Origin of the sequence: Geodermatophilus sp. FMUSA9-8 (assembly GCF_037034165.1) — a bacterium.
In the GTDB taxonomy this organism is placed as follows: domain Bacteria; phylum Actinomycetota; class Actinomycetes; order Mycobacteriales; family Geodermatophilaceae; genus Geodermatophilus; species Geodermatophilus nigrescens.
The window spans coordinates 25856-48315 of sequence record NZ_JBAGKE010000005.1; the positions used below are offsets into that span (position 1 = coordinate 25856).

The window sequence follows — 22460 nt, forward strand, 5'->3', positions numbered from 1 at the left end:
CCTCGGCCGTGGATGTGCCGCCCGTCGCAGCGCTGTGACCCTCGCCGGGACGCGAGCGGCCGACGGGGTGCCCGCTCGCCGGGACCGGGGGCGGTGCCGTGCACGATCACGAGGAGCAGGCCGGGTGTCCGTTCAGCGGCGCGGCGGCACCAGGTGCGGCCCGGGTGTCGCGGCGCTCGGTGCTCGCCGGGCTGGCCGCGCTCGCCGTGCTGCCGGTCCTGGGCGGCACGGCGCAGGCCGCACCTGCGGCCCCCGCGCCCGCGCGGCCGGCTGCGGCGCGGCGCCGGGCCCCCCGTGCGTCGCACGCGGTCGGTGACCCGCGCGGCAGCGACGTCGCGGTCCGGAACGGCCGGGGCAGCGAGGCCCGCTTCGGGCTGATGTTCAAGCAGCTGCCGGCCTTCGACCCCCCGGACGCGCTGCTGGCCGGGCTGGCGGTCGCGATGAACGACGGCAAGCGGCCGCTGTCCGACGTCGCGGACTCCGACGTCGCCTTCGACAACCCGGGGATGCCGGCCGGCTACATCTACCTCGGCCAGTTCATCGACCACGACATGACGCTGGACCGGACGCCGCTGACCCTGCAGCAGCAGGACCCCCGGGGGACGGTCAACTACGACTCGCCCCGCTTCGACCTGGCCAGCGTCTACGGCCGCGGGCCGGCCGGCAGTCCCGAGCTCTACGACCCGGCCCGCCCGGGGTACCTGCTGTGCAACGACCACGACGGCGTGCGCGACCTGCCGCGCGACGAGGTCGGCGCGGCCTGGCTCGGCGACCCGCGCAACGACGAGAACCTCGTCGTCGCCCAGCTGCACGCGGTGTTCCTGCGGCTGCACAACCGGCTGCGCGACGCGGGCAGCACCTTCGAGCAGGCCCAGCAGCAGGTCCGCTGGCACTACCAGTGGCTCATCGTCAACGACTACCTGCCGCGCATCGTCGGCCGCGACGTGGTGGACCGCCTGCTGCGCCGCCGCCGCGCCAAGCCGATCGAGTTCCTCGGCCGGTTCTACAAGCCCCGCAACCCGCGCAAGCCCTACATGCCCGTGGAGTTCTCCGGCGCGGCCTACCGCTTCGGGCACAGCATGATCCGCGCCGAGTACGAGGTGCACGACCGGCTCACCGTCCCGATCTTCGGCGCCGACGGCCACCCCGACCTGCGCGGCAACCGGCCGGTCCCCGCGGACCTGTGGATCGACTGGAACTACTTCTTCGAGATCCCCGGCATGAGCACGCCCGACGACCGCAACTCGGCCCGGTTGATCGACACCCAGCTGTCGCTGCCGCTGTCGCGGCTGCCGTCCACCGTCGTCGCGCCGGTCGCCGGGGCCATCGTGTCCCTGGCCGAGCGCAACCTGCTGCGCGGCAAGCGGCTGGGGCTGCCGGCCGGCCAGGACGTCGCCGTCGCCATGGGGCTGACCCCGCTGACCAACGCGCAGCTGGGGCTGACCGACCCGGGCTGGCGGGGCAAGGCGCCGCTGTGGTTCTACGTGCTCAAGGAGGCCGAGCTGCTCGGCGGCACCCGGCTGGGGCCGGTCGGCGGCACGATCGTCGCCGAGGTGGTCCTCGGGCTGATGGCCTGCGACACCTCCTCGTACTTCACGGCGAAGCCGGACCTCGACCCCGGGGCGGGCTACGGCTTCGGCGACTTCCTGCTCTGGGCCGACGCCATCGACCCGCGGGCGACCGAGCAGCCCGAGCAGCCCGAGGAGGAGCTCCCCGAGCCCGACGACGAGGCCGAGCCCGACGCCGAGACCGAGCCGGGGTCGACCGCACCGGTGCCCGCCGCTCCCTGACCGGCGGCCGCGCTCAGCCCACCGGCCACGTGCCGAGGGGGTCGTGGCGGCCCGCGGAGCTGCGCACGAGGGACACCTCGCGCACCGGCCACGACGGGCCCCGGTGGCCGGCCAGCCGGTCGGGCAGGTCGGCGTCGGCCGGACGGCGCGGGTCCCAGCGGCCCAGCGTCAGGTGCGGCCGGAACGGCCGGTCCTCCACCGGCAGCCCGAGGCCCCGGGCGGCGCCGGCCAGCCGCGCGGCCAGGTCGGCGAGCACGCCGACGTCGCCGTCCACCCCGGCCCAGAGCACCTGCGGCCGGCGCCGCGGGCCGAAGCGCCCGGCACCGGCCAGCCGCAGCGTGGCCGGCGGGGTCGGGGCGACGGCGGCCCCGACGGCGGCGGTCAGGCCGGGCAGCAGCTCCGGCGGCACCGCACCGAGGAACAGCAGGGTGAGGTGCCAGCGGGCCGGGTCGCCCCAGCGCGGCGCCCCCGGGGCCCCGCGCAGCGGAGCCAGCGCCTCGGCGAGCGAGGCACGGGCGGCCGCGGGCGGGGCGACGGCGACGAACAGCCGCAGCGGCGCCGGCCCGGTCAGCGCACCACCAGGCCGGCCGCGGCCAGCGCCGTCTCCACCCGCAGCCGCTCCACGTCGCGCGGGAAGCCGGGTGGCAGGCGCCGCAGCGTCGTCGGCACGGCGAACTGGGCGGCCGCCTCCACCAGCACGTCGTCGTAGGCCGCCTGGAAGCCGCGGCGGCGCACCTGCGGCGACCCGGCCGGCACGGCGTCGAGCTGGCGGGCCAGCCGGCGCAGGTCGGCGGCGACCGCCTGCACGGGCCGGTGCACCGGGGTCGGGGGCGCGGTGCCGGCGGCGGCCTCCCGCGCGCGGCGGCGGGCGCGCAGGTCCTGGGTGAACTGGCCGGAGAACAGGCGGAAGAGGAAGCCGAGCGCGGCGAAGGCGCCGACGAGCATCGCGGTGATGCCGGCGAGCTGGAGCAGGGCGGGGACCATCGGGCTCATGCGGCGCGCTCCCGTGGCGACCGGGGGACGGCGGTGGCCGCGACGGTACGTCGGCGGAGTGTCCCCCGCCACGTCACCGGTCGGCGCCCCGCTCAGGGCGCCGGTCAGCGCCCCGGGACGGCCGCCCCGGGCGACCGGCGGGCGCGCAGCAGCGACAACCCGGCCGCCACCCCGGCGACGACGACGACCGCCCCGCCGAGCGACATCCCCCACCGCGCGCCGAGGTGCTCGCTCACCCAGCCGACCAGCGGCGCCCCGAGCGGCGTGCCGCCCATGAAGCAGGTGAAGTACAGCGCCATCACCCGCCCGCGCACCTGCGGGTCGGCGCCGAGCTGGACGAAGCTGTTGTTGGCCACGCTGAACACCAGGGCCGCGGCGCCCGTGGGCACCAGCAGGACGGCGAACGGCCAGAACCCGGAGACCAGCCCGCACACCACGGTGAGCAGCCCGAAGACGACCGCGGACACCACGAGGAACCGCCGCCGCGGACGGGCGCTGCGCCGGGTGGAGACGAACGCGCCGGACAGCGAACCGACCGCGAACAGCGTGGAGAGCAGGCCGAAGCCCTCGGCGCCCAGGTCGAGCACCTCGCGGGCCATCAGCGCGATGGTCACCTGGAAGTTGAAGCCGAAGGTGCCGATGACGAAGGCCAGCACCATGGCCAGCCGCAGGTCGGCGCGGTTCCAGGCGTAGGCGAGGCCCGCGCGCAGCTGCCCGCGGCCGCGGGCCACCGGCGCGCTGCGGTGCAGCTCGTCGGGCCGCATCGCCGACAGCGCGGCGATGGTGGACACGAAGCTGGCGGCGTTGACGAAGAACGCCGGCGCGGTGTCGCCGCCGGCGGCGCCGATGAGCAGGCCGGCCAGCGACGGGCCGACCAGCCGGGCGCCGTTGAAGATCGTCGAGTTGAGCCCGACGGCGTTGGCGAGCAGGCCGGGACCGACCATCTCCGAGACGAACGCCTGGCGCACCGGCGCGTCGACCGCGGCCACCGAGCCGAGGCCCGCGGCGAGGACGAACACGTGCCACAGCGCGATCGCGTCGGTGACCACGAGCGTCGCCAGGCACAGCGCGAGCAGGCCCATGAGCGCCTGGGTGACGACGAGGACGCGGCGCTTGTCGTGGCGGTCGGCCAGGACGCCGCCGAGCAGGCCGAGGACCAGCGTCGGCCCGAACTGCAGCGCGGTCACCAGCCCGAGGGCGACGCCGCTGTCGCCGGAGAGCTGCAGGACCAGCCAGTCCTGGCCGATGCGCTGCATCCACGTCCCGGTCAGGCTGACCAGGTTCGCCGACGCGTAGAGCCGGAAGTTGCGCACCCGCAGGGAGCGGAAGGACCCGTGGCCCGGATCCGCGACCTCCGCGGTGGCGGTCTCAGCAGCCGTGGACGTCACCCACCGGCGAGCTCCTCCATGATCTCGGCGGCCTCGCGCAGGACGGCCCGCTTCTCCGCGGTCAGGCTCTGCAGCCGGCCCGACAGCCACGCCTCGCGCGCCCGGGCCTCCTCGGTGAGCAGCGTCTCGGCGGCGTCGGTGAGGCCGATGACCACCTGCCGGCCGTCGGTCGGGTGCGGGGTCCGGGTGACCAGGCCCCGGCCCTCGAGCGCGACGACGACGCGGGTCATCGACGGCGGCTGCACCCGCTCGTGCGCGGCGAGCTCCCCCGGGCTCATGGGGCCGTGCCGCTTGAGCGTCGACAGCGCGGCCAGGTGGGTGAGCGTGACGGAGGTGTCGACCCGCTGGTTGCGCAGCCGCCGGGAGAACCGCATGACGGCCAGGCGCAGGTCGTGGGCGAGCGCCGCGGTGTCCAGCGTCGACCTCGTCACGGGACCAGCCTACCCGGGTCGTTAGCAGTGCTCAGAACAGTTGCTGGAGCGGCTCCAGCGCGAAGTAGACGAGGAACAGCACCGCGATGACCCACATCAGCGGGTGGACCTCGCGCCGCCGGCCGACCGCCGTCCGCAGCAGCACGTAGCTGATGACGCCGGCGCCGATGCCGTTGGTGATCGAGTAGGTGAACGGCATGAGGGCGATGGTGAGGAAGGCCGGGATGACCAGGCTCATGTCGTCCCACTCGAGGGTGCGGATCTGGCTGATCATCAGCGCGCCCACGATCACCAGCGCGGGGGCGGCGGCCTCCGACGGCACCACCTGCACCAGCGGCGTGAAGAACATCGCCACGAGGAACAGCACGCCGGTGACGACGCTGGCCAGCCCCGTGCGGGCGCCGTCGGCGACACCGGAGGCACTCTCGATGTAGGTCGTGTTCGACGAGACGCTCGCCGCGCCACCGGCCGCGGCGGCGAGCGAGTCGACCAGCAGCACCGGCTGGGAGCCCGGCAGGTTGCGGTTCTCGTCGAGCAGGCGGCCCTCGGCGCCGACCGCGGTGACCGTGCCGACGGTGTCGAAGAAGTCGGCGATCATGATCGAGAAGACGATGAGCAGCGCGGCGACGACGCCGATCCGCTCGAACCCGCCGAACAGCGAGAACTGGCCGATGATCGACAGGTCGGGGGCGCCGACGACGTCGTCGGGCAGCGCGGGCACCTGCAGCGCCCAGCCGCGCGCGTTCTCGGTGCCGTCCTCGGCGAACCGCGGCCCGACGTCGGCCACCGCCTCGACGACGATCGCGAGCACCGTCGCGGCGACGATGCCGATGAGCAGGGCGCCCTTCACCCGGCGCACGACGAGCACCGCGGTGAGCAGCAGGCCGACGACGAACACCAGCAGCGGCCACCCGGCGAGCTGCCCGCCCACGCCGAAGCTGATCAGCGGCGAGCCGGGCCGGATCACGCCGGCGTCGGCCAGGCCGATGATGGTGAGGAAGAAGCCGATGCCGACGGCGATCGCGGTCTTGAGCTGCGGCGGGATCGCCTCGAACACCGCCCGGCGGAACCCGGTGAGCACCAGCACGGTGATGAGCAGGCCCTCGAGCACGACCAGGCCCATGATCTCCGGCCAGGACAGCTGGGTGGCGGCGAAGACGGCGACGATCGCGTTGATGCCGAGCCCCGTGGCCAGCGCGAACGGGTAGCGGCCCACGACGCCCATGACGACGGTCAGCGCGCCGGCGACCAGCGCGGTCACCGCGGCGACCGCACCGAAGGGCAGTGTGGCCCCGGTGACGTCGGCGCCGGACAGGATGATCGGGTTGAGCACCACGATGTAGGCCATCGTGAAGAAGGTGGTCAGCCCGCCGCGCACCTCGCGGCCGACCGTGCTGCGCCGGGCGCTGATGCCGAAGTAGCGGTCCAGCCCGTTGCGCGGCCGCAGCTGCGGGCCGTCGCTGCGGCGCGGGGCCGGCGTGCCGGCGGCGACGTCGGCGGGGGTGTCCCCGGTCGCCGTCCGCGCGGCGGGCCGGGCGGCGGAGGCACCGCGGGAGGGTCGGGACTTCTCGGGCATGCGGGCTCCTGCGTGCTGCTGCGACCGGGCGACGAGCGGCAAGAGCGTGCCACACGCCGCGCCGGCCTCTCCGCAGGATCGCGAGCGGGCGGGCCTAGGGTCGCAGGCGTGCCCGGCCCCCTGAAGCAGGCTCCGCCCCCGCTGCGCGTCGACACCGCCCGCGTCGTCCTGGCCGGGATCGGCCTGTGGGTGGTGGCGCTCGTCGTCGTGCTGCTGCTCGGCGACCGGCTGGACCGGACCTGGACCTGGACCTGCGTGGCGGGGATCGGGCTGCCCTTCCTGGGGCTCGCGATCATGCGCTGGCAGGGTCAGCTGGGCCGCCGCGGGCCCGACGCGGGCTGAGCGCTCCTACGGCCGGCCCGCCAGCAGGCGCACCGTCGCCAGGGCCAGCACGCGGGTGACCGCGGTCAGCTCGGTCAGGTCGACGTGCTCGTCGTAGGAGTGGGCGTGCACGACGTCGCCGGGGCCGTAGTGCAGCGTCGGGACGCCCTCGGCGGCGTAGAGCCGCAGGTCGCTGCCGTAGGGCACGCCCCGCTCCCGCGGCGCGGTGCCGGTCAGGTCGGCCTGGGCCGAGGCCACCACGTCCCGCAGCGGGGCGCCGGCCGGCGTGCGCCCCGGGGCGAACTGCCCGCCGGACCACGTCACCTCGACCGGGTGCGCCCGCAGGAACGGGTGCCCGGCGCAGGCGGCGGCCAGGCGCTCCTCGACGGCGGCGCGCGCGTCGGCGGGGTCCTCGTCCAGGCGCACGCCCAGGCGGCCGGTGGCGGTGAGGGAGTCGGGCACGGTGCTGGCCCAGTCGCCGGCCACGACGGTCCCGATCGAGAGCGTGTGCGCGACGGGGTACTCGGCCATGAGCGGGTCGACGACGGCGTTGCGCTCGGCCTCGAGCTCGCGCAGCACGGCGTCGAGGTACCCGAAGTGCTCCACCGCGCTGTGCCCGGCCCAGCGGGTGCTGCCGTGCGCCGGCTCGCCCGGGACGACCAGCCGGAAGGTGAGCGCGCCACCGGCCGCGGTGGTGAGGGTGCCGCTGGTGGGCTCGGTGATGACGCAGGCGTCCCCGCGGTGCCCGCGTGCCAGCGTCGCGAAGGCGCCCAGGCCGCCGTCCTCCTCGCCGCCGACCAGGTGCAGCGCGAGCCGGCCGGGCAGCCGCACGCCACTGGCCAGCACCGCCTCGGCGACCGCGAGGTCGGCGGCCACCCCGGCCTTCATGTCGCAGGCGCCCCGGCCGTACAGGCGGGGACCGGCCGGCCGGGGCGTCCACGGGTCGCCGCCCCACCGCCGGGGGTCGCCGGGCGGGACCACGTCCACGTGTCCCTGGAGCACAACGGTCGGCCCGTCGCCGGTCCCGGTCGAGGCCACCAGCCCCCACGCCTCGCGCCGCGGCACCTCCGTGCCGGGGAAGCCCGGCCGGGCGGCGAGCGCGTCGACGTCGAGCCGCCAGTGGTCGACGTCCATCCCGGCGCGCGCGGTGCGCTCCGCCAGGCCGGCGAGCAGCTCGGACTCGGCGTCGCTGCCGGTCACGCTGGGCACGCGCACGAGGTCGGCCAGGGTCCGGTGCAGCGCGGCGACGTCGAGGGCGTCGAGGACGGCCTCCTCGACCCGGCTGGTCCCGCCCCGCGGCGCCCCGGTCTCGGGCGCCCACCCCGTCAGCGTCACGTCTCCTCCTCCGCCGGCCGCCACCGTGGCGGGCGACGGGAACGCTAGGGAGCGCGGGCGTCCGGCGGGAGTCCCATCGGCTGCGTCCGACCTACGATCCGTTGCGTCTGCAGGACACCCGACGCAACGGAGGACCGCGGTGGACGAGCTGGACAGGGCGATCGTGCAGCGGCTCGTGCGCGACGCCCGGACCACCTACGGCCGCATCGGAGCGGAGGTGTCGCTGAGCGCCCCGGCGGTGAAGCGGCGCGTCGACCGCCTGCTCCGCAGCGGGGCGATCCGCGGGTTCACCGCCGTGCTCGACCCCGCCGTCCTGGAGTGGTCCGTGGAGGCCTACGTGTGGGTCTACTGCGAGGGGGCGCCGGACCCGGAGGAGGTGCGCCGCCAGCTCGAGGACGTGCCCGAGGTCGTGCAGGCGACGACGATCTCCGGCACCGCCGACGCCGTGCTGCGGCTCCAGGCCCGCGACACCGCCGAGCTCGAGCGCGCCGTGCGCCGGCTGCGGGCGCTGCCCACCGTCGCCCGGACGGAGAGCGCGGTGGTGCTCTCCCGGCTCATCGACCGGCCGCGCAGCTGAGGCCGCGGAGTTGAGGCCGCGCGGCCGCGGTGGTCAGTCGGTGAGGACGTCGAAGTCCGCGGTGTCGTAGCGGGCCGACGTCACGACCTCCGCCGGCTCGCCCGCGGCCAGGGTGGCCTGGCTGTGCGCGCCGCAGCCGTACTCGACGGCGACGACGCGGCCGTCGGCCGGGGAGTACTCGTTGCCGCAGGCGCCGAACAGGCCGCGCAGCGACCCGGCCAGCGGCAGGAAGAAGCCACAGGTACCGCACGGTCCGGGGGCCTGTCGGGCCATCGGGGCGCGCGGGCCGAAGTCGCCGGCCAGCCAGCGGGCGGCGGCGCCGCCGCGGCCCTCGGGCGACAGCACCCGCTCGCGGCCCAGGCCCACCTCGGTGGCCACGGCCTGCGCCTCGGGGTCGGCGGCCGCGTCGTCGTCAGCGGTGTAGGAGGGGACGAGCCGCGGGTCGTCCTCGGTGGCCGGGAGCACGTCGCCGACCGACAGGTCGCCGGGGCGCAGCCGCTCGTGCCAGGGCACCCAGGCCGGCGCCAGCAGCGCGGCGTCGCCGGGCAGCAGCACGACCTCGTCGACGGTGACCTCGCCCGCGCCGGGGACGGCGGCCAGGGTGACGGCCCAGTGCCAGCCGGCGTAGCCGGGCAGCCGGCTGGCGAAGGAGTGGGTGACCACCGCGCCGAGCGCGGCCTCGTCCACGCCCCCGGCCGCGGGGCCGAGCGGCTCGGCGGCCGCGCCGAGGTGCTCGCCGACCAGCGCGGGGTCGCCGGCCGTCTCCTCGGCCGCGGCGCGGGCGGTGTCGACGGCGGCGGTCAGCACGTCACTGCCCGCGGGGGCGGGGTCGGGGTCCGGGCGCACCCGTCCATCGTCCCAGACGCGCCGGGAGGCACCCGCGCGCCGGGCCGGGACCGTGATCACGGTCGCCCCGGACGCCCAGGTCGGTACGGCACCATGGGGGCGTGCCGTCCTCGCGTCCGCCCGGGTCCCGCCGGGGTCCGCTGCGCCGCGCACGGACCGGGCCGCCCGCGTCCGACCGGATGGACACCGCCCCGCTCGACCTCCCCCAGCCGGGACACGGGCCGCCGCCGGGGTACGGCCCGCCGCCGTACGACCCGGGCTACGGCCCGCCGCCGCAGGCTCTGCCCGCCGCACCGCCGACGGTCCCGCAGCCGGAGCCTGCGCCCGCGCCGCGGTCCGCGGCGGAGCCGCGGGTCACCGTCACCCGCGTCGCCGTCGCCCGCAGCCGGGAGCTGACCCGCGCCGGTGTCGCCCGGGTCCGGCGGGCCAGCCGGGCCGACGGCGCCGGGGAGAGCGGGCTGACCCAGCTGCTGTGGGTCAACGCGATGCACATGGCCGGCGACGCGATGATCGCCGTCTCGCTGGCCGGCACCCTCTTCTTCGCCGCGGCGGCCGACGCCCAGCGCGGCAACGTGGCGCTCTACCTGCTGGTGACGATGGCGCCGTTCGCCGTCGTCGCGCCGGTGATCGGCCCGCTGCTGGACCGGCTGCAGCGCGGCCGCCGCTGGGCGCTCGGCGCGGCCTCCTTCGGGCGGGCGCTGCTGGCGCTGGTCATGGCCGCCCACCAGGACGACTGGTGGCTCTACCCCGCGGCCCTCGGCGTGCTCGTGCTGTCCAAGGCGCACAACGTGCTGCGCGCCGCCGTCGTCCCGCGGGTGCTGCCCGGCGCGATGTCGCTGACGTCGGCCAACGCCCGGCTGTCGGTGTTCGGCCTGGTCACCGCGGGCGTCTTCGGCGGGATCGGCGCGGGGCTGGCCTGGGCGTTCGGCTTCCCGCCCCTGCTGTGGGTCACCGCGGTCGTCTTCGCCGTCACCGGCGTCCTGGCCGTCCGGCTGCCCCGGCACGTCGACGTCCCCACCGGCGAGCAGCCCGCCGACGTGCTGAGCACCGGCGAGGTCCCGGTGGCCGGCCGCCGGCGCCGCCCGGTCAACCCGCACGTGGTGCTCGCGCTGCGGGCCAACGCCGCGCTGCGCGGTCTCGGCGGCTTCCTCACGATCTTCTCGGCGTTCCTGGTGCAGGCCACCGTCGAGGGTGGCTGGGAGTCCACGCTGGCGCTCGGCGCGATCGCCGGCGCCGCGGGGGCCGGCAGCGTCCTGGGCACCGGCGTCGGGTCGCGGCTGCACTCCGCCGACCCCGACCGGGTTGTGGTCTGGTCGGCCGGCGTGGCCGCCGCCGTCACCGTGCTCGCGGCGGTCTTCTTCGGCCTCGCGACGGCGGCCGCGGTCGCGGGCGTCTCGGCGGTCGCCAACGCGCTGGGCAAGGTCGCGCTCGACGCGATCATCCAGCGCGAGGTCCCGGAGAGCCTGCGGGCCTCGGCGTTCGCCCGCTCGGAGACGGTGCTGCAGCTGGCCTGGGTGGTCGGCGGCGCCATCGGCATCGCGCTCCCCCCGATCGGCTGGCTCGGGTTCACCGTGGCCGCCGCGCTGCTCGTCCTCGCCGTCGGCCTGGTGCTGTGGACCCCGCGGCGGCGCAGCTGGCGGCCCGTCGACCCCGAGGCACCCACCGTGCCCGGCGCCGGACCGCAGGCCTGGCCCGCGCCCGACGCCCCGACCGTGCCGGAGGCACCCCGCCCGTGAGCTCCTCCCCCCGCGCCGCCGCCCTCGTCCTGGCCGGCGCGCTCCCCGTCGTGCTGGCCGGCTGCGGCGGCCCCTCGGCGTCGGACACCCCGCCCGACGTCACCGTGACCGCCGGGCCGCAGGAGGTCACCGCTCGCCCCACGCAGTACTGCGCCGAGGGCGAGGGCCAGCGCTACAGCGGGGTGACCCCGCCGATCATCGAGGTCTCCCCCGGCACCCCGATCGCGCTGACCGTGCCCGACGACGTGGCCGCCAACGGCTGGAGCGTGCAGGTCTTCGATGAGCGGCTCGAGGAGCGGATCGGCGAGGTCGACGTCGAGGCCGGCACGACCACCTACGAGGGGATCACCAGCTCCGACGTCGTCCCGGCGGCGTTCTACCTCGTCGTCGTCGAGGACCGGCACGGCGAGTGCCTGCTGACCGGCTCGTGGCCGGTCGGCTTCCTGCGCGCCGGCGGCGAGGTGGTCGAGCCGACGCCGACGGCGCCGTCGGCCACCCCCGCCGGCTGAGCCCGCCCGCAGGCCCCCCGTCCGGGCCTCAGGCCTCCAGGTCGCCGGCGACGGCGCGCAGCACCGCCGCGACCTTGCGCGACTCGGCGCGGTCGGGGTGCCGGCCGCGGCGCAGCGAGGTGGAGACGTCGTCGAGCAGCCGGATGAGGTCCTCGATGATCGGGACGAGCTCGTCGGGCTTCTTCCGCTTCGCCTCGGCCACCTTGGCCGCCACCGACGGCAGCGGGTCGAGGACGCGGACCTGCAGCGCCTGGTCACCCCGCCGGCCGGCGACGATGCCGAACTCCACCCGCTGGCCGGGCTTGAGCTCGGCCGTGCCGGAGGGCAGCGCGTCCTTGTGCACGAAGACGTCGGGCCCGTCCTCGCGCGAGAGGAAGCCGAACCCCTTCTCGGGGTTGAACCACTTGACTCTGCCGGTGGGCACGGTGAGATCCCTCGGTCGCTCGCTGGGGTGGTCCGGCACGGGTGCCGGCGTCGGCGGCAGGACTGCCGCGTCCCCAGGTTAGCCGTCCGCCCGGACGCCCCCGCCGTCCGCGAACTCCGCCGGGTCGACGACGCCGAGGCGGCCGAGCAGGTCGAGGAAGACCGAGGCGAAGTCGTTGTCGGCGACCTCCCGGCGCACCGTGGCCCAGTCGACCTGCTCGCGCAGCGCCCGTGCCACGGGCAGCAGGCGGGCGAGGTCGCAGTAGTGCTCGTCGAGGGCCATCAGCTTCGTGGTGAGGATGTCGGTGGCCGCGAGCACGGGCATGTGCACCGACAGCACGGACCGCTCCTCGGAGCGCTCGATGAGGTCGGCCTCGACGGGGTGGCCGCAGGTGCGCCACAGGACGTCGACGAACGAGTTGCCCTGCACGACCTTGGTCAGCCAGTCCTCGGCCGGGTCCTCGACCTCCAGGCCGGCGTCGCGCAGGACCTTGACCGCCCGCTCGGCCTCGTCGGCGGTCACCAGGAAGTCCGCGTCGTGGTCGGGCTCGGGTGCGCCGCGGACCCACGCCGCGTAGCCGCCGCACAGGGCGAAGGGCACGCCGCCCTCCTTGAGGGCCACGGCGGTGCGCTTGAGGAGGTCCCGGATCTCGTCGCGGTCGGAGGGCTGCACGGGGGTGCTGCTACCCGGGGCCGAACTGCTCACGCACGGGTGAACCGGGACCGCCCGGGGCACGGGGAGCGGGTGCGCATCGCGACCTTCAACATCCTGCACGGGCGCTCACCGGAGGACGACCGGGTCGACGTCGACCGGCTCGCCACGGCGGTGAAGGCGCTGGACGCCGACGTCCTGGGCCTGCAGGAGGTCGACCGCGACCAGCCGCGGTCGATGAACGCCGACCTGACCGCCGTGGCCGCCGAGGCGATGGGTGCCGTCGACTCCCAGTTCGTCGCCGCGCTGTCGGGCACCCCCGGCGGGACGTGGATGGCGGCGACCGGCGACGAGCAGCCCGGCGCGGCGAGCTACGGCATCGCGCTGCTCTCGCGCCACCCCGTCGTCTCCTGGCGGGTGGTCCGGCTGCCGGCGCTGCGGGGCCGCGTGCCGGTGTGGTTCCCCGGCGCCCGGGCGCCGAAGCTGGTCAGCGAGGAGCCGCGGGTCGCGGTGGCGGCGGTGGTGGACGGCCCGCACGGTCAGTTCACCGTGGCCTGCACCCACCTGTCGTTCGTGCCGTACTGGAACACGGTGCAGCTGCGCCGTCTCGTGCGGTCGATGCGGGGCACGCGCGAGCCGCTCGTCGTGCTCGGCGACCTCAACATGGAGCCGCCGAAGGCCCGGCGGGTCAGCGGGCTGCGGCCCCTGGCGTCGGGCCCGACGTTCCCGCTGGAGGAGCCGACCCGCCAGCTGGACCACGTGCTGGTGCGCGGCGGGCTGCGGGCGACCGGCCCGGCCGAGGCGGTGCGGCTGCCGCTGTCGGACCACCGCGCGCTCGTGGTCGACGTCGAACCCACCTGATCGGGCAGGCGGTTGGCGTCGTGACAGTGTCCGGTGTCACGATGCGCGCATGGCTGCCGACGTCGGGACCCGCGCGTTCACCCTGGTCGCGTCCGCGGTGCGCGTGGTCGCGTCGCTGGTCGCCGTCGTCATCGTGGTGCACGCGGTCTTCACGTTCTTCGAGGCGAACCCGGCGAACTCGCTGGTGTCGGCCGCGGCGTCGGTGCGCCGCGACCTCGGCTGGTTCACCGTCGACCTGTTCCGGCCGTCGGACCCGAAGACCGGCGAGACGGTCAACGCCGCGCTCGCCGCGCTGGTCTGGGTCGTGGCCGGCAACCTCGTGTCGAGGCTGCTCACCCGGCTGGCGCCGTCGCCGTCCCGGTCCTGACGCGCCCGCGCCGCCGCCGGAGCCGGCGGCGGCGCGGGGAGGGGCTCAGGGGCGCCGGTTCTCCGGCAGCTGCACCCCGGCCCGGTTGGGCTTGTCGGTGGGGTGCGCGTAGCGGATCCGCTCCGGCGGCAGGGGGAAGCTGTGGTCCTCGCCGAACGGGGACAGCGACCCGGCCATCTCACCGAGCAGCTCGGTGACCGGCGGGCCGGCGTTCTCCGACTGTCCCCAGGTCGGCTCGACCAGGTGGGCGTGCTTCTCCTTGCGCTTGGCCATGTCGCCTCCGTGCTCCGGGCGCACCCCGGGGGTGCGCGTCCCCGCCATTCTCCCGTGCGCGGGCTCCTACCCGCAGCAGGTCTCCCCCGACACGGTCAGCGCGGCCGCCGGGCCGTGCGGGCGCCGAAGAGCGTGGGCAGCCCCTCGGCGGCGAGCACCCACTGCCCGCCGCCCACGGGCGCCGCGCGCACCTCCCCGCCGTCGAGGGCCTGCACCTGCCGGGTGCGCCAGACCGAGGTGCTCACCAGCCGCAGCCGCACCGGCTCGTCGTCGGGGTCCCACTCGTCGTAGCCCTCCGGCTCGAAGGCGACGATCGCCGGGCCGGCGATCCGCAGCAGCCCGCGCTGCCACGGGACGGCCGACAGCGCCCGTCGCCAGCGGGTCGCCCGGGCCAGGGCGCCGAGGCCCGCGGCGACCGCGCAGGCGCCGCCGACGGCGAGCGCGACGACGACGAGCCCGGCCAGCGGGACCGGGCGGCCGCGGTCGTCGGCGAGGCTGACCGCGACCGCGCCGAGCAGCACGGCGAGGACGACGGCGATGGCGCCGCCGACGAGCCAGCGCAGCGCGCCGGCCCGGTAGCCCTCGAGGGCGGTCCGGGTGTGCGGGTCGTCGGCGGCCGGTTGCACGACGTCATCGTCGCAGGGCACGGGCGGTGTCCCGGGCGGTGGACGTAACGTGGTCCGGATGCCTGCCGACCGTCCCGCCACGCTGGCCGCGTGGCTGCGCACCCGCAGTGACGCCCAGCTCGCGGCGCTGCTGGCCGCCCGTCCCGACGTGGCGCGCCCCGCGCCGTCGGACGTCGTCGCGCTGGCCAGCCGGCTGGCGGTGCCGGTCTCCGTCGACCGCGCGCTCGACGACCTCGACGCCGCCACCCTCCAGGTGCTCGACGTCGTGCTGCTCGCGCCCACCGACGGGGTGGACGCCGCCGAGGTCGTGGGCGCCCTGCGCGGGCTCCCCGAGGACGTCGTCGCGGACGCGGTCGAGCGGCTCACCACGCGGGCGCTGCTGTGGGGCGACGACGTCCTGCACGCCCCCGACCAGGTGCGGCGCGCCGTCCGCTACCCCGCGGGGCTCGGGCGCCGCGCCGCCGAGCTGCGGGTGACGCTGCCGGCCGACCTGCCCGCCGCCGTCGCCGCGCTGGAGCCGGCCGAGCGGCAGGTGCTCGAGCGCCTGGCCGGCGACCGCCCCGTGGGTCACCTGCCCGAGGCCGGCGGCGGCACCGCGTCGCCGGCGCGGCGGCTGCTGCAGGCCGGGCTGCTGGCCCGCATCGACGCGCTCAACGTGGAGCTGCCGCGCGAGATCGGCCTGCTGCTGCGGGGCACCGAGCCGCTCGGCCCCTCGCGGGTGGAGCCGCGACCGGCGGTGGTCGAGCGCGACCGGGCCGTCGTCGACCGGCAGGCCGCGGGTGCGGCGCTGGAGGCGGTCGGGCGGATCGGCGAGCTGCTGGCGGTGCTCGAGGAGGAGCCGGCCGGGCTGCTGCGCAGCGGCGGGGTCGCCGTCCGCGACCGCAAGCGGCTGGCCAAGGCGCTGACGGTGTCGGAGGCCGACGCCGGCTGGCTGCTGGAGCTGGCCTTCTCGGCCGGGCTGCTCGACGTCGGCGGGCCGCACCGCGACGAGTGGCTGCCCACCCGCGGCTACGACCTCTGGCGGGAGCAGCCGCTGGCCGACCGGTGGGCGACGCTCGCCGCCGGGTGGCTGGCGAGCACCCGGCTGCCGTCGCTGGTGGGGCAGCGCGACGTCGCCGGGAAGGCGGTCAACGCCCTCTCCCCCGACCTCGTGCGGCACACCGCGCCGTCGATCCGCCGCTCGGCGCTGGAGGCGCTCGCCGGGTACCCGCCGGGCCGCGGCCTGGCCCCCGACGACCTGGTGGACCTGCTGCGGTGGCGCACGCCGAGGCGGGGTGACCGGCTGGCCCCGGTGCCGGACATGCTGGCCGAGGCCGCGCGCATCGGCGTCCTGGTGGGCGGGGTGCTGTCCTCGGGCGGGCGCGGGCTGCTGCGCGCCGGCGAGGAGGGCGCGGCCGACGGGATGCAGGGGCTGCTGCCCGAGCCGGTCGACCACGTGCTCGCCCAGCCGGACCTGACGCTGGTGGCGCCCGGGCCGCTGGTGGCCGAGCTCGCCGACACGCTGTCGGTCGTCGCCGACGTCGAGTCCTCGGGCGGGGCCACGGTGTTCCGGGTGTCGGAGGCGTCGGTGCGGCGGGCGCTGGACGCGGGCTGGTCGGCCACCGACCTGCACGAGTTCTTCACCCGCGCCTCGCGCACACCGGTGCCGCAGGCGCTGGACTACCTGGTCGACGACGTCGCCCGGCAGCACGGCCGGCTGCGGGTCGGCTCGATCGAGTGCTACGTGCGCTCCGACGACCACGGCCTGCTCTCCCAGGTCCTCGGCGACCGGCGGACGGCCGACGCCGAGCTGCGCCGCCTGGCGCCCGGCGTGCTGGTCAGCGGGCTGGGCGCCGACGAGGTGCTCACCGTGCTGCGTGCCGCCGGGTACGCCCCGGCCGGGGAGTCGCCGGGCGGCGCGGTGCTCACCCGCCCGCCGGCGCGGCCGCGGGCGGCGGGGCGCCGTCCCGGGCTGCCGGCGGCCGCGGCGGGCCGCCCGCTGACGGCGGCGGAGGCCGACGCCACCGTGCGCGAGATCCGCGCCGGCGACGCCGCCCTCGCCGCCCGGCCCGCGGCGCCGGTCCGGCAGGTCCCGGGCGTGACGACGGCGGGCACGCTGGAGGTGCTCTCCCGCGCGATCCGCGACGGCGTGCCGGTGTGGCTCGGCTACGTCGACGCGCAGGGCAGCGGCAGCCAGCGCGTGGTGCAGCCGGTGTCACTGGCCGGTGGTTTCCTCCAGGGCTGGGACGAGCGCCGGCAGGAGAACCGCACCTTCGCGGTGCACCGGATCACCTCGGTGGCGCTGGTCGAGGAGGAAGCACCGGCCGCCGGCAACGGTTGACCTGACAGACGCCCACCCGCCGAGGAGAGGCCACCCATCCCGTGAACGACGGACCCCTCATCGTCCAGTCGGACAAGACCCTGCTGCTCGAGGTCGACCACCCGCAGGCCCGCGACTGCCGCGCGGCCATCGCGCCGTTCGCCGAGCTCGAGCGCTCGCCCGAGCACGTGCACACCTACCGGGTCACCCCGCTGGCGCTGTGGAACGCCCGCGCCGCGGGGCACGATGCCGAGCAGGTCGTCGACGCGCTGGTGCGCTACTCGCGCTACCCGGTGCCGCACGCGCTGCTGGTCGACGTCGCCGACACGATGGACCGCTTCGGCCGGCTGACGCTGCAGAACGACCCGGTGCACGGGCTGGTGCTCACCACCACCGACCGGGCGGTGCTCGAGGAGGTCGTCCGCTCCAAGCGGGTGGCCCCGATGATCGGCGCGCGGATCGACGCGGACACCGTCGTCGTCCACCCCTCCGAGCGCGGCCGGCTCAAGCAGGCCCTGCTCAAGGTCGGCTGGCCGGCGGAGGACCTGGCGGGCTACGTCGACGGCCAGGCGCACCCGATCGCGCTGGCGCAGGACGGCTGGCACCTGCGCGACTACCAGCAGGAGGCCGTCGAGGGCTTCTGGGCGGGTGGTTCGGGCGTCGTCGTGCTGCCGTGTGGCGCGGGCAAGACGCTGGTCGGGGCCGCGGCGATGGCCCAGGCCGGCGCGACCACGCTGATCCTGGTCACCAACACCGTCTCGGGGCGGCAGTGGAAGCGCGAGCTGATCGCGCGCACCTCGCTCACCGAGGACGAGATCGGCGAGTACTCGGGCGAGCGCAAGGAGATCCGCCCGGTCACCATCGCCACCTACCAGGTGATGACCACCCGCCGGAAGGGCGAGTACCGGCACCTGGACCTGTTCGACGCGCAGGACTGGGGCCTGATCGTCTACGACGAGGTGCACCTGCTGCCCGCGCCGATCTTCCGGCTCACCGCCGACCTGCAGTCCCGCCGCCGGCTCGGCCTCACGGCCACGCTGGTGCGCGAGGACGGGCGCGAGGACGACGTCTTCTCCCTCATCGGGCCCAAGCGCTACGACGCGCCGTGGAAGGACATCGAGTCGCAGGGCTACATCGCCCCGGCCGAGTGCATCGAGGTGCGGGTGGCGCTCGACGACGAGGAGCGGATGACCTACGCGGTCGCCGAGCCCGAGGAGCGCTACCGGATCGCGGCCACCGCCACGTCGAAGCTGCCGGTGATCCGGCGGGTGCTCGAGCGGCACCCCGACGAGCAGAAGCTGGTCATCGGCGCCTACCTCGACCAGCTCGAGAAGCTCGGGCGGGCGCTCGACGCGCCGGTCATCCAGGGCTCCACGACCAACCGGGAGCGGGAGAAGCTGTTCGACGCCTTCCGCCGCGGCGAGGTCAAGACGCTGGTGGTCTCGAAGGTCGCCAACTTCTCGATCGACCTGCCGGAGGCCGCGGTCGCCGTCCAGGTGTCGGGGACGTTCGGCTCGCGGCAGGAGGAGGCGCAGCGCCTCGGGCGGGTGCTCCGCCCCAAGGCCGACGGCCGGCAGGCGCACTTCTACACGGTGGTCAGCCGCGACACCCTCGACGCCGAGTACGCCGCCCACCGGCAGCGGTTCCTCGCCGAGCAGGGCTACGCGTACACGATCGTCGACGCCGCCGACCTGGCCGGCCCGGGCGAGGTCAACGGCCCCGACTGGGTCGACGAGCCCGCCGACTGAAGAAGGACCACCCTTCCCCCCACGCCTCGCAGGCTCGGCGCGGGCCCCTGAAGGGTGGCCGGACCGCGGCCCCCTGGTCCTCGTGACCCGGGGGCCGCGGTCGTCTCAGGTCCGGGTGTGCCGGCGGAGGACGTCGGCGGCGTCGGCGGCGTCGGCGGCGATGCGGCGCACCAGGTCGCCGGCGGGCTCGGCCCGGCACAGCGCGTGGCCCTGCCCGGCCCACAGGTTGACCACCTCGGCGTCGCCCGACGCGCGGGCCGCGGCGCGCAGCGGCGTCGTCAGGTGGTGCACCTCCGGGTAGGCGGCCGGCGCCGCGGCGGAGTGCTCGGTGAGGAAGCGGTTGACCAGGCCGCGGGCGCGCCGGCCGCTGAAGGCGCGGGTGAGCGCGGTGGGCCTGGCGGTGCCGAGTGCGGCGCGGTGCATCGCGCTGGTGCCCGCCTCGGGGCTGAGCAGGAAGGCCGTGCCGAGCTGGGCCGCCTCCGCGCCGGCGACGAGGACCGCGGCGACCCCCGCGCCGTCCATCAGGCCGCCGGCGGCGACGAGCGGGAGGTCGACCGTGTCGCGGACGAGCCGCAGCAGCGTCAGCAGGCCGTACTCCCCCACGCCGTCCTCGTCGGAGGGCCCGCCGCGGTGGCCGCCGGCCTCGATGCCCTGGACGACGAGCGCGTCGGCGCCGGTGTCGCGGGCGTCGGCGGCCTCCTGCGGCGTGGTGACGGTGACCAGGACGGTGGCGCCGGCGTCGTGCAGGGCGGTGACCATGTCGGGGCGGGGCAGGCCGAAGGTGAAGGACACGACCGGGACGCGCTCCTCGACCGCGACGGCGACCTTGGCCTCCCAGGCGTCGTCGTCGTGGACCGGGTCGCCGAGCTCGACGCCGGCCCGGCGGGCGTCCTCCCGCAGCGCGTCGGCGTAGCGGCGGACCGCCTCCGGGTCGCCGAGCGGGCCGGGGACGAAGACGTTGAGCCCGAACCGGCGGCTCGTGAGGGCCCGGGTGGCGCGGACGTCGTCGCGCACCGCGTCCGGCGTCTTGTACCCGGCGGCGAGGGAGCCGAGCCCGCCAGCCTCGCTGACCGCGGCGGCCAGCGCCGGCGTGGACGGCCCGCCGGCCATCGGCGCCTGGACGATCGGGCGGTCGAGCTCCAGCACCACGGCGTCCTCCCCTGAGCGCTCCTCCCGGCACCCTGTCACCGCGGTCCGGGACGCCTCCGGGCGGTCACTGCTCCTCGATCACCCGTTGCACCAGCGCGCTGAATCCGTCGCCGCCGGATCGGCGGTCCTGTTCAGGACCGACCTCCCGCCAGAAGTCGGGCAGGAGGTCCTCCGACCTCGCCTCCCACCGGCGGGGCCTCCGCCGGCCGTCCAGCACCCGGACCGCGGCGGCGACGAGGAGCTCGTCGATCAGGCTGTGCCGGAACCCCCCGGTCAACGGCCTGGCCGCGACGACCATGATCCGCCGATGGACGGCGTCGTCCACGTCGAGCACGGCGCGGGCCAGTTCCGGCTCGTCGCGCAACCACAACTGCTCGGCGATGTCCTCACGACTTGCCACGATCACCTCAGGGATGTCGGCCTGCGACGGCCGCCCATCCAGTCGAGCCGGGTCGTGGGGGCGGTCAGTACGGCGGTGGCTCCGTGCTCGCCGTCAGGCCGCTGGGTGTGGTGACGGTGAGGGTGCCTTCGGGCTGCAGGTCGTGGCGCCAGCCGGGGGCCTGGTGCTTGCCGCGGTGGTGGCCGGTGCAGAAGCCGGTGAGGTTGCCGGCGCTGGTGGGCCCGAGTGGCCAGGGGGTGGCGTGGTCGAGCTCCCCCTTCTTCGGCACGGGGCGGCGGCAGCCGGGGAAGCGGCAGCGGCGGTCGCGGGCGCGGACGTGCCGGTCGAGGGCTGCGCCCGGCCGGTAGCCGCCGCTTGCGCCGGGTGCGTGCAGGCCGGTGCCGGCGCGGGTGGCGCGGCGGAGGCCGGGCAGGTCGGTGAGGGCGAGCAGGGTGCCGGTGAGGGCGTGGGTGACGGCGATCCGCGGCCGGTCAGCGAGGCCGCCACCGGCCGTGCGGTCCAGCAGGTCGCCCAGGTGCAGGCGGGCGCCCTCAGCTGCGGCGGCCAGAGCCGCGATCGCGTCGGCCGCGCCGCTCACCCGGCCCGCGGCGCTCTCTGCCCAGGTCGTCTCGTCGGCGGTGTCGGCGCGCTCGGCGGTGGCCACGAGCTGGCGGGCGCGACCGACCGCCTGCTCAGCAGCCAGCAGCGCAGAGCCGGCGTCGTTCACGGCACGATCGGCGCGCGACCACCACCCGTCGGGCACAGGTGAACGTCGACCGTCCGGCTGTGGACCGGGGTTCGGGGCCCAGAAGTGGTCGGGCTCGTCCGGCCCCGGTGGCGACGAGCCGGGTGGCGGCCAGGGCTCGTCACCGAGGGCAGGGTCGAGGTCGGCGTAGAGCTCGCCGGTGGCGACCCGGCGCTCGATCTCCGCCCACCAGGCGGCGTCAGCCTCCATCTCGGCGATGTGCTGCGCGATCGCGGCGTCGCTCAGGCCGCGCAGCGGGTCCTCGCCCTTGACCAGGCTGACGCCACCGGCCGCGCCGGGAGCTCCAGGGGCCTCGGCCGTGGCGTCCGCGGCGGGGTCCTCGGCCGTGGCGTACGCCGCGGAGCCGTTGATCTCCACGGGCGCAGGTCGCTCACCAGCGGCGGCGGTCTCCGCGGTGTCTTCACCGCCCGGCGTGGGGTCCTCGGCGGCGGCGTCCTCGGCGGGGTCCGCGGCAGCGGCGTCCTCGGCGAGGGTGCCGCGCGCGCCGGTGAGGGCGGCGAGCAGGGCCCGGACCACCTCGGCCGGGACGACCTGGCCGTCGATCTCGCACGGCTGGTCTCCACCCAGCAGCGCCCCGACCGGAGCGACCACGGTGAGGACCACCTGCACCGGTGACAGCCCGTTCGCCCCGGGCCGCAGCACCAGGTCCAGCAGGGCATCGGCCATCTTCTGGCCGCGGGTGCGGCCGTCGTCGGGCAGCGCATCGGCGTACGCGCCAAGGGCGGCCATCAGCGCCGCGGCTTCGGGAGTGGTGAGCAGCGCGGAGACGACCGCCATGCCGTCGCAGCTGTCCGGCCGGCAGGACAGCCCGCGCCGCGTGATCGCCCGCGCCAGGTCGTCGGCAGCGGACCGGGCCTTGCGCTTGAGCACCTCGCGGCGGGCCTTGTCGCGCAGCTGCGCCGGGGTGCACACCGTCCCCCGGCGGGACGTCCAGGCGAGCAGGTCCCGCTCCAGCGCGGCGCGCACCGTGTCGTCGGCGACCGGCGCGACGTGGTCGAGCAGCGCGGTGACGTGCCCGCCGTGCACGGCCCCGGCCTCGAGCGCGTCCAGCGTCGCCGGCAGCCGGTGGACGAGGGTGAGGGAGGTGGTCAAGAGGGACTCGGCGGCGTGAGAGGTGAGCGACAGGGCGATCGAAAGCTCCTGGGTGGCCCACTCGCTCACCGATCGCAGCAGCTCCGGCCGCACAGCCCACCGCTCGGCCGCCATCGCCCCGCGCGCGCCCTGCGGCCGGTCGACCGAGGACGGCCGCGAGAGCGCGAACGCCGCCACCGCTCGGTACCGCAGCGCCGACTGCCGCGACACCTCCAAATCGGCGGCCTGCACCAGCCCCAGCGGACCCCGCGCCCACCCCACCGGCGGCCCGGGCGCCACACCGGTCAGCACGTCGTCCACACCCCGCACCGTACGGGTGACCT

23 protein-coding genes are annotated in these 22460 nt (G+C 76.6%); 9 read left to right on the forward strand and 14 right to left on the reverse strand.

Annotation, left to right across the window (positions count from 1 at the left end):
* The first annotated feature begins 164 nt into the window (after nucleotides 1-164).
* Nucleotides 165-1790 (forward strand): peroxidase family protein, encoded by a 1626-nt coding sequence (locus tag WA616_RS11800; RefSeq protein ID WP_336029996.1) that lies wholly within the window; start codon nucleotides 165-167, stop codon nucleotides 1788-1790.
* A gap of 13 nt (nucleotides 1791-1803) precedes the next feature.
* On the opposite strand, the gene thpR is transcribed toward WA616_RS11800, so the two are convergent.
* The 5 genes from thpR to WA616_RS11825 form a co-directional block, all read right to left on the reverse strand.
* On the reverse strand, nucleotides 1804-2361 hold the full coding sequence (thpR, locus tag WA616_RS11805) for an RNA 2',3'-cyclic phosphodiesterase (protein ID WP_336030487.1): 558 nt from the start codon (nucleotides 2359-2361) through the stop codon (nucleotides 1804-1806).
* Nucleotides 2358-2783, reverse strand: coding sequence for a hypothetical protein (locus WA616_RS11810; protein WP_336029997.1), 426 nt, complete (start codon nucleotides 2781-2783; stop codon nucleotides 2358-2360). The genes thpR and WA616_RS11810 overlap by 4 nt, the downstream gene beginning before the upstream one ends.
* 104 nt (nucleotides 2784-2887) lie before the next feature.
* Entirely contained in the window at nucleotides 2888-4171 is a 1284-nt protein-coding gene (locus WA616_RS11815) for an MFS transporter (RefSeq protein WP_336029999.1), read from the reverse strand.
* Entirely contained in the window at nucleotides 4168-4602 is a 435-nt protein-coding gene (locus WA616_RS11820; protein WP_336030002.1) for a MarR family winged helix-turn-helix transcriptional regulator, read from the reverse strand. Before WA616_RS11820 ends, WA616_RS11815 begins: the two co-directional genes overlap by 4 nt.
* Nucleotides 4603-4633: 31 nt before the next feature.
* Nucleotides 4634-6178, reverse strand: a complete 1545-nt coding sequence (locus WA616_RS11825) for an NCS2 family permease (RefSeq protein ID WP_336030004.1) — start codon at nucleotides 6176-6178, stop codon at nucleotides 4634-4636.
* Nucleotides 6179-6286: 108 nt separating this feature from the next.
* Here WA616_RS11825 and WA616_RS11830 point away from each other — a divergent pair, with 108 nt between their 5' ends.
* On the forward strand, nucleotides 6287-6520 hold the full coding sequence (locus WA616_RS11830) for a DUF2530 domain-containing protein (RefSeq protein WP_336030006.1): 234 nt from the start codon (nucleotides 6287-6289) through the stop codon (nucleotides 6518-6520).
* A gap of 6 nt (nucleotides 6521-6526) precedes the next feature.
* Here the strand turns inward: WA616_RS11830 and WA616_RS11835 are convergent, their stop codons facing one another.
* Nucleotides 6527-7834 (reverse strand): ArgE/DapE family deacylase, encoded by a 1308-nt coding sequence (locus WA616_RS11835; RefSeq protein ID WP_336030008.1) that lies wholly within the window; start codon nucleotides 7832-7834, stop codon nucleotides 6527-6529.
* Nucleotides 7835-7973: 139 nt separating this feature from the next.
* Here WA616_RS11835 and WA616_RS11840 point away from each other — a divergent pair, with 139 nt between their 5' ends.
* Nucleotides 7974-8411 (forward strand): Lrp/AsnC family transcriptional regulator, encoded by a 438-nt coding sequence (locus tag WA616_RS11840; RefSeq protein WP_336030010.1) that lies wholly within the window; start codon nucleotides 7974-7976, stop codon nucleotides 8409-8411.
* A gap of 33 nt (nucleotides 8412-8444) precedes the next feature.
* Here WA616_RS11840 and WA616_RS11845 read toward each other — a convergent pair whose 3' ends face one another.
* Nucleotides 8445-9257, reverse strand: coding sequence for a DUF3027 domain-containing protein (locus WA616_RS11845; protein ID WP_336030012.1), 813 nt, complete (start codon nucleotides 9255-9257; stop codon nucleotides 8445-8447).
* Between the two features lie 179 nt (nucleotides 9258-9436).
* Between WA616_RS11845 and WA616_RS11850 the strand changes: the two genes are divergently transcribed.
* Both WA616_RS11850 and WA616_RS11855 read left to right on the forward strand, forming a co-directional pair.
* On the forward strand, nucleotides 9437-10993 hold the full coding sequence (locus WA616_RS11850; RefSeq protein ID WP_336030014.1) for an MFS transporter: 1557 nt from the start codon (nucleotides 9437-9439) through the stop codon (nucleotides 10991-10993).
* Nucleotides 10990-11502 (forward strand): DUF2771 family protein, encoded by a 513-nt coding sequence (locus WA616_RS11855; RefSeq protein ID WP_073418452.1) that lies wholly within the window; start codon nucleotides 10990-10992, stop codon nucleotides 11500-11502. The genes WA616_RS11850 and WA616_RS11855 overlap by 4 nt, the downstream gene beginning before the upstream one ends.
* Nucleotides 11503-11530: 28 nt before the next feature.
* On the opposite strand, the gene WA616_RS24500 is transcribed toward WA616_RS11855, so the two are convergent.
* Together WA616_RS24500 and WA616_RS11865 are read right to left on the reverse strand one after the other, a co-directional pair.
* On the reverse strand, nucleotides 11531-11926 hold the full coding sequence (locus WA616_RS24500; RefSeq protein WP_073418450.1) for a cold-shock protein: 396 nt from the start codon (nucleotides 11924-11926) through the stop codon (nucleotides 11531-11533).
* Between the two features lie 78 nt (nucleotides 11927-12004).
* Nucleotides 12005-12598, reverse strand: a complete 594-nt coding sequence (locus WA616_RS11865) for a nucleotidyltransferase family protein (protein WP_336030018.1) — start codon at nucleotides 12596-12598, stop codon at nucleotides 12005-12007.
* A 72-nt stretch (nucleotides 12599-12670) separates the two neighbouring features.
* Here WA616_RS11865 and WA616_RS11870 point away from each other — a divergent pair, with 72 nt between their 5' ends.
* Nucleotides 12671-13438: an endonuclease/exonuclease/phosphatase family protein gene (locus WA616_RS11870; RefSeq protein ID WP_336030020.1), complete on the forward strand. Its 768-nt coding sequence runs from the start codon at nucleotides 12671-12673 to the stop codon at nucleotides 13436-13438.
* 49 nt (nucleotides 13439-13487) lie between these two features.
* Nucleotides 13488-13805, forward strand: coding sequence for a hypothetical protein (locus WA616_RS11875; RefSeq protein ID WP_336030022.1), 318 nt, complete (start codon nucleotides 13488-13490; stop codon nucleotides 13803-13805).
* 45 nt (nucleotides 13806-13850) lie between these two features.
* Here the strand turns inward: WA616_RS11875 and WA616_RS11880 are convergent, their stop codons facing one another.
* Both WA616_RS11880 and WA616_RS11885 read right to left on the reverse strand, forming a co-directional pair.
* Nucleotides 13851-14078 (reverse strand): hypothetical protein, encoded by a 228-nt coding sequence (locus WA616_RS11880; RefSeq protein ID WP_073419490.1) that lies wholly within the window; start codon nucleotides 14076-14078, stop codon nucleotides 13851-13853.
* A 95-nt stretch (nucleotides 14079-14173) separates the two neighbouring features.
* The gene (locus WA616_RS11885) at nucleotides 14174-14704 is read right to left on the reverse strand and encodes a hypothetical protein (RefSeq protein ID WP_336030023.1); all 531 of its coding nucleotides are present in this window, start codon (nucleotides 14702-14704) and stop codon (nucleotides 14174-14176) included.
* Between the two features lie 58 nt (nucleotides 14705-14762).
* On the opposite strand from WA616_RS11885, the gene WA616_RS11890 reads away from it, so the two are divergent.
* Nucleotides 14763-17024 carry a helicase C-terminal domain-containing protein gene (locus tag WA616_RS11890; RefSeq protein WP_336030025.1) on the forward strand — a complete coding sequence of 754 codons (2262 nt, stop codon included), beginning with the start codon at nucleotides 14763-14765 and terminating at the stop codon, nucleotides 17022-17024.
* 41 nt (nucleotides 17025-17065) lie between these two features.
* The gene (locus WA616_RS11895) at nucleotides 17066-18751 is read left to right on the forward strand and encodes a DNA repair helicase XPB (RefSeq protein ID WP_336030028.1); all 1686 of its coding nucleotides are present in this window, start codon (nucleotides 17066-17068) and stop codon (nucleotides 18749-18751) included.
* A gap of 105 nt (nucleotides 18752-18856) precedes the next feature.
* Here WA616_RS11895 and WA616_RS11900 read toward each other — a convergent pair whose 3' ends face one another.
* From WA616_RS11900 to WA616_RS11910, 3 genes are all read right to left on the reverse strand, one after another.
* Nucleotides 18857-19900, reverse strand: coding sequence for a nitronate monooxygenase (locus tag WA616_RS11900; RefSeq protein ID WP_336030030.1), 1044 nt, complete (start codon nucleotides 19898-19900; stop codon nucleotides 18857-18859).
* Between the two features lie 64 nt (nucleotides 19901-19964).
* On the reverse strand, nucleotides 19965-20300 hold the full coding sequence (locus WA616_RS11905; RefSeq protein WP_336030033.1) for a hypothetical protein: 336 nt from the start codon (nucleotides 20298-20300) through the stop codon (nucleotides 19965-19967).
* Between the two features lie 64 nt (nucleotides 20301-20364).
* Nucleotides 20365-22437, reverse strand: coding sequence for an HNH endonuclease signature motif containing protein (locus WA616_RS11910; RefSeq protein WP_336030036.1), 2073 nt, complete (start codon nucleotides 22435-22437; stop codon nucleotides 20365-20367).
* Nucleotides 22438-22460 lie beyond the last annotated feature (23 nt).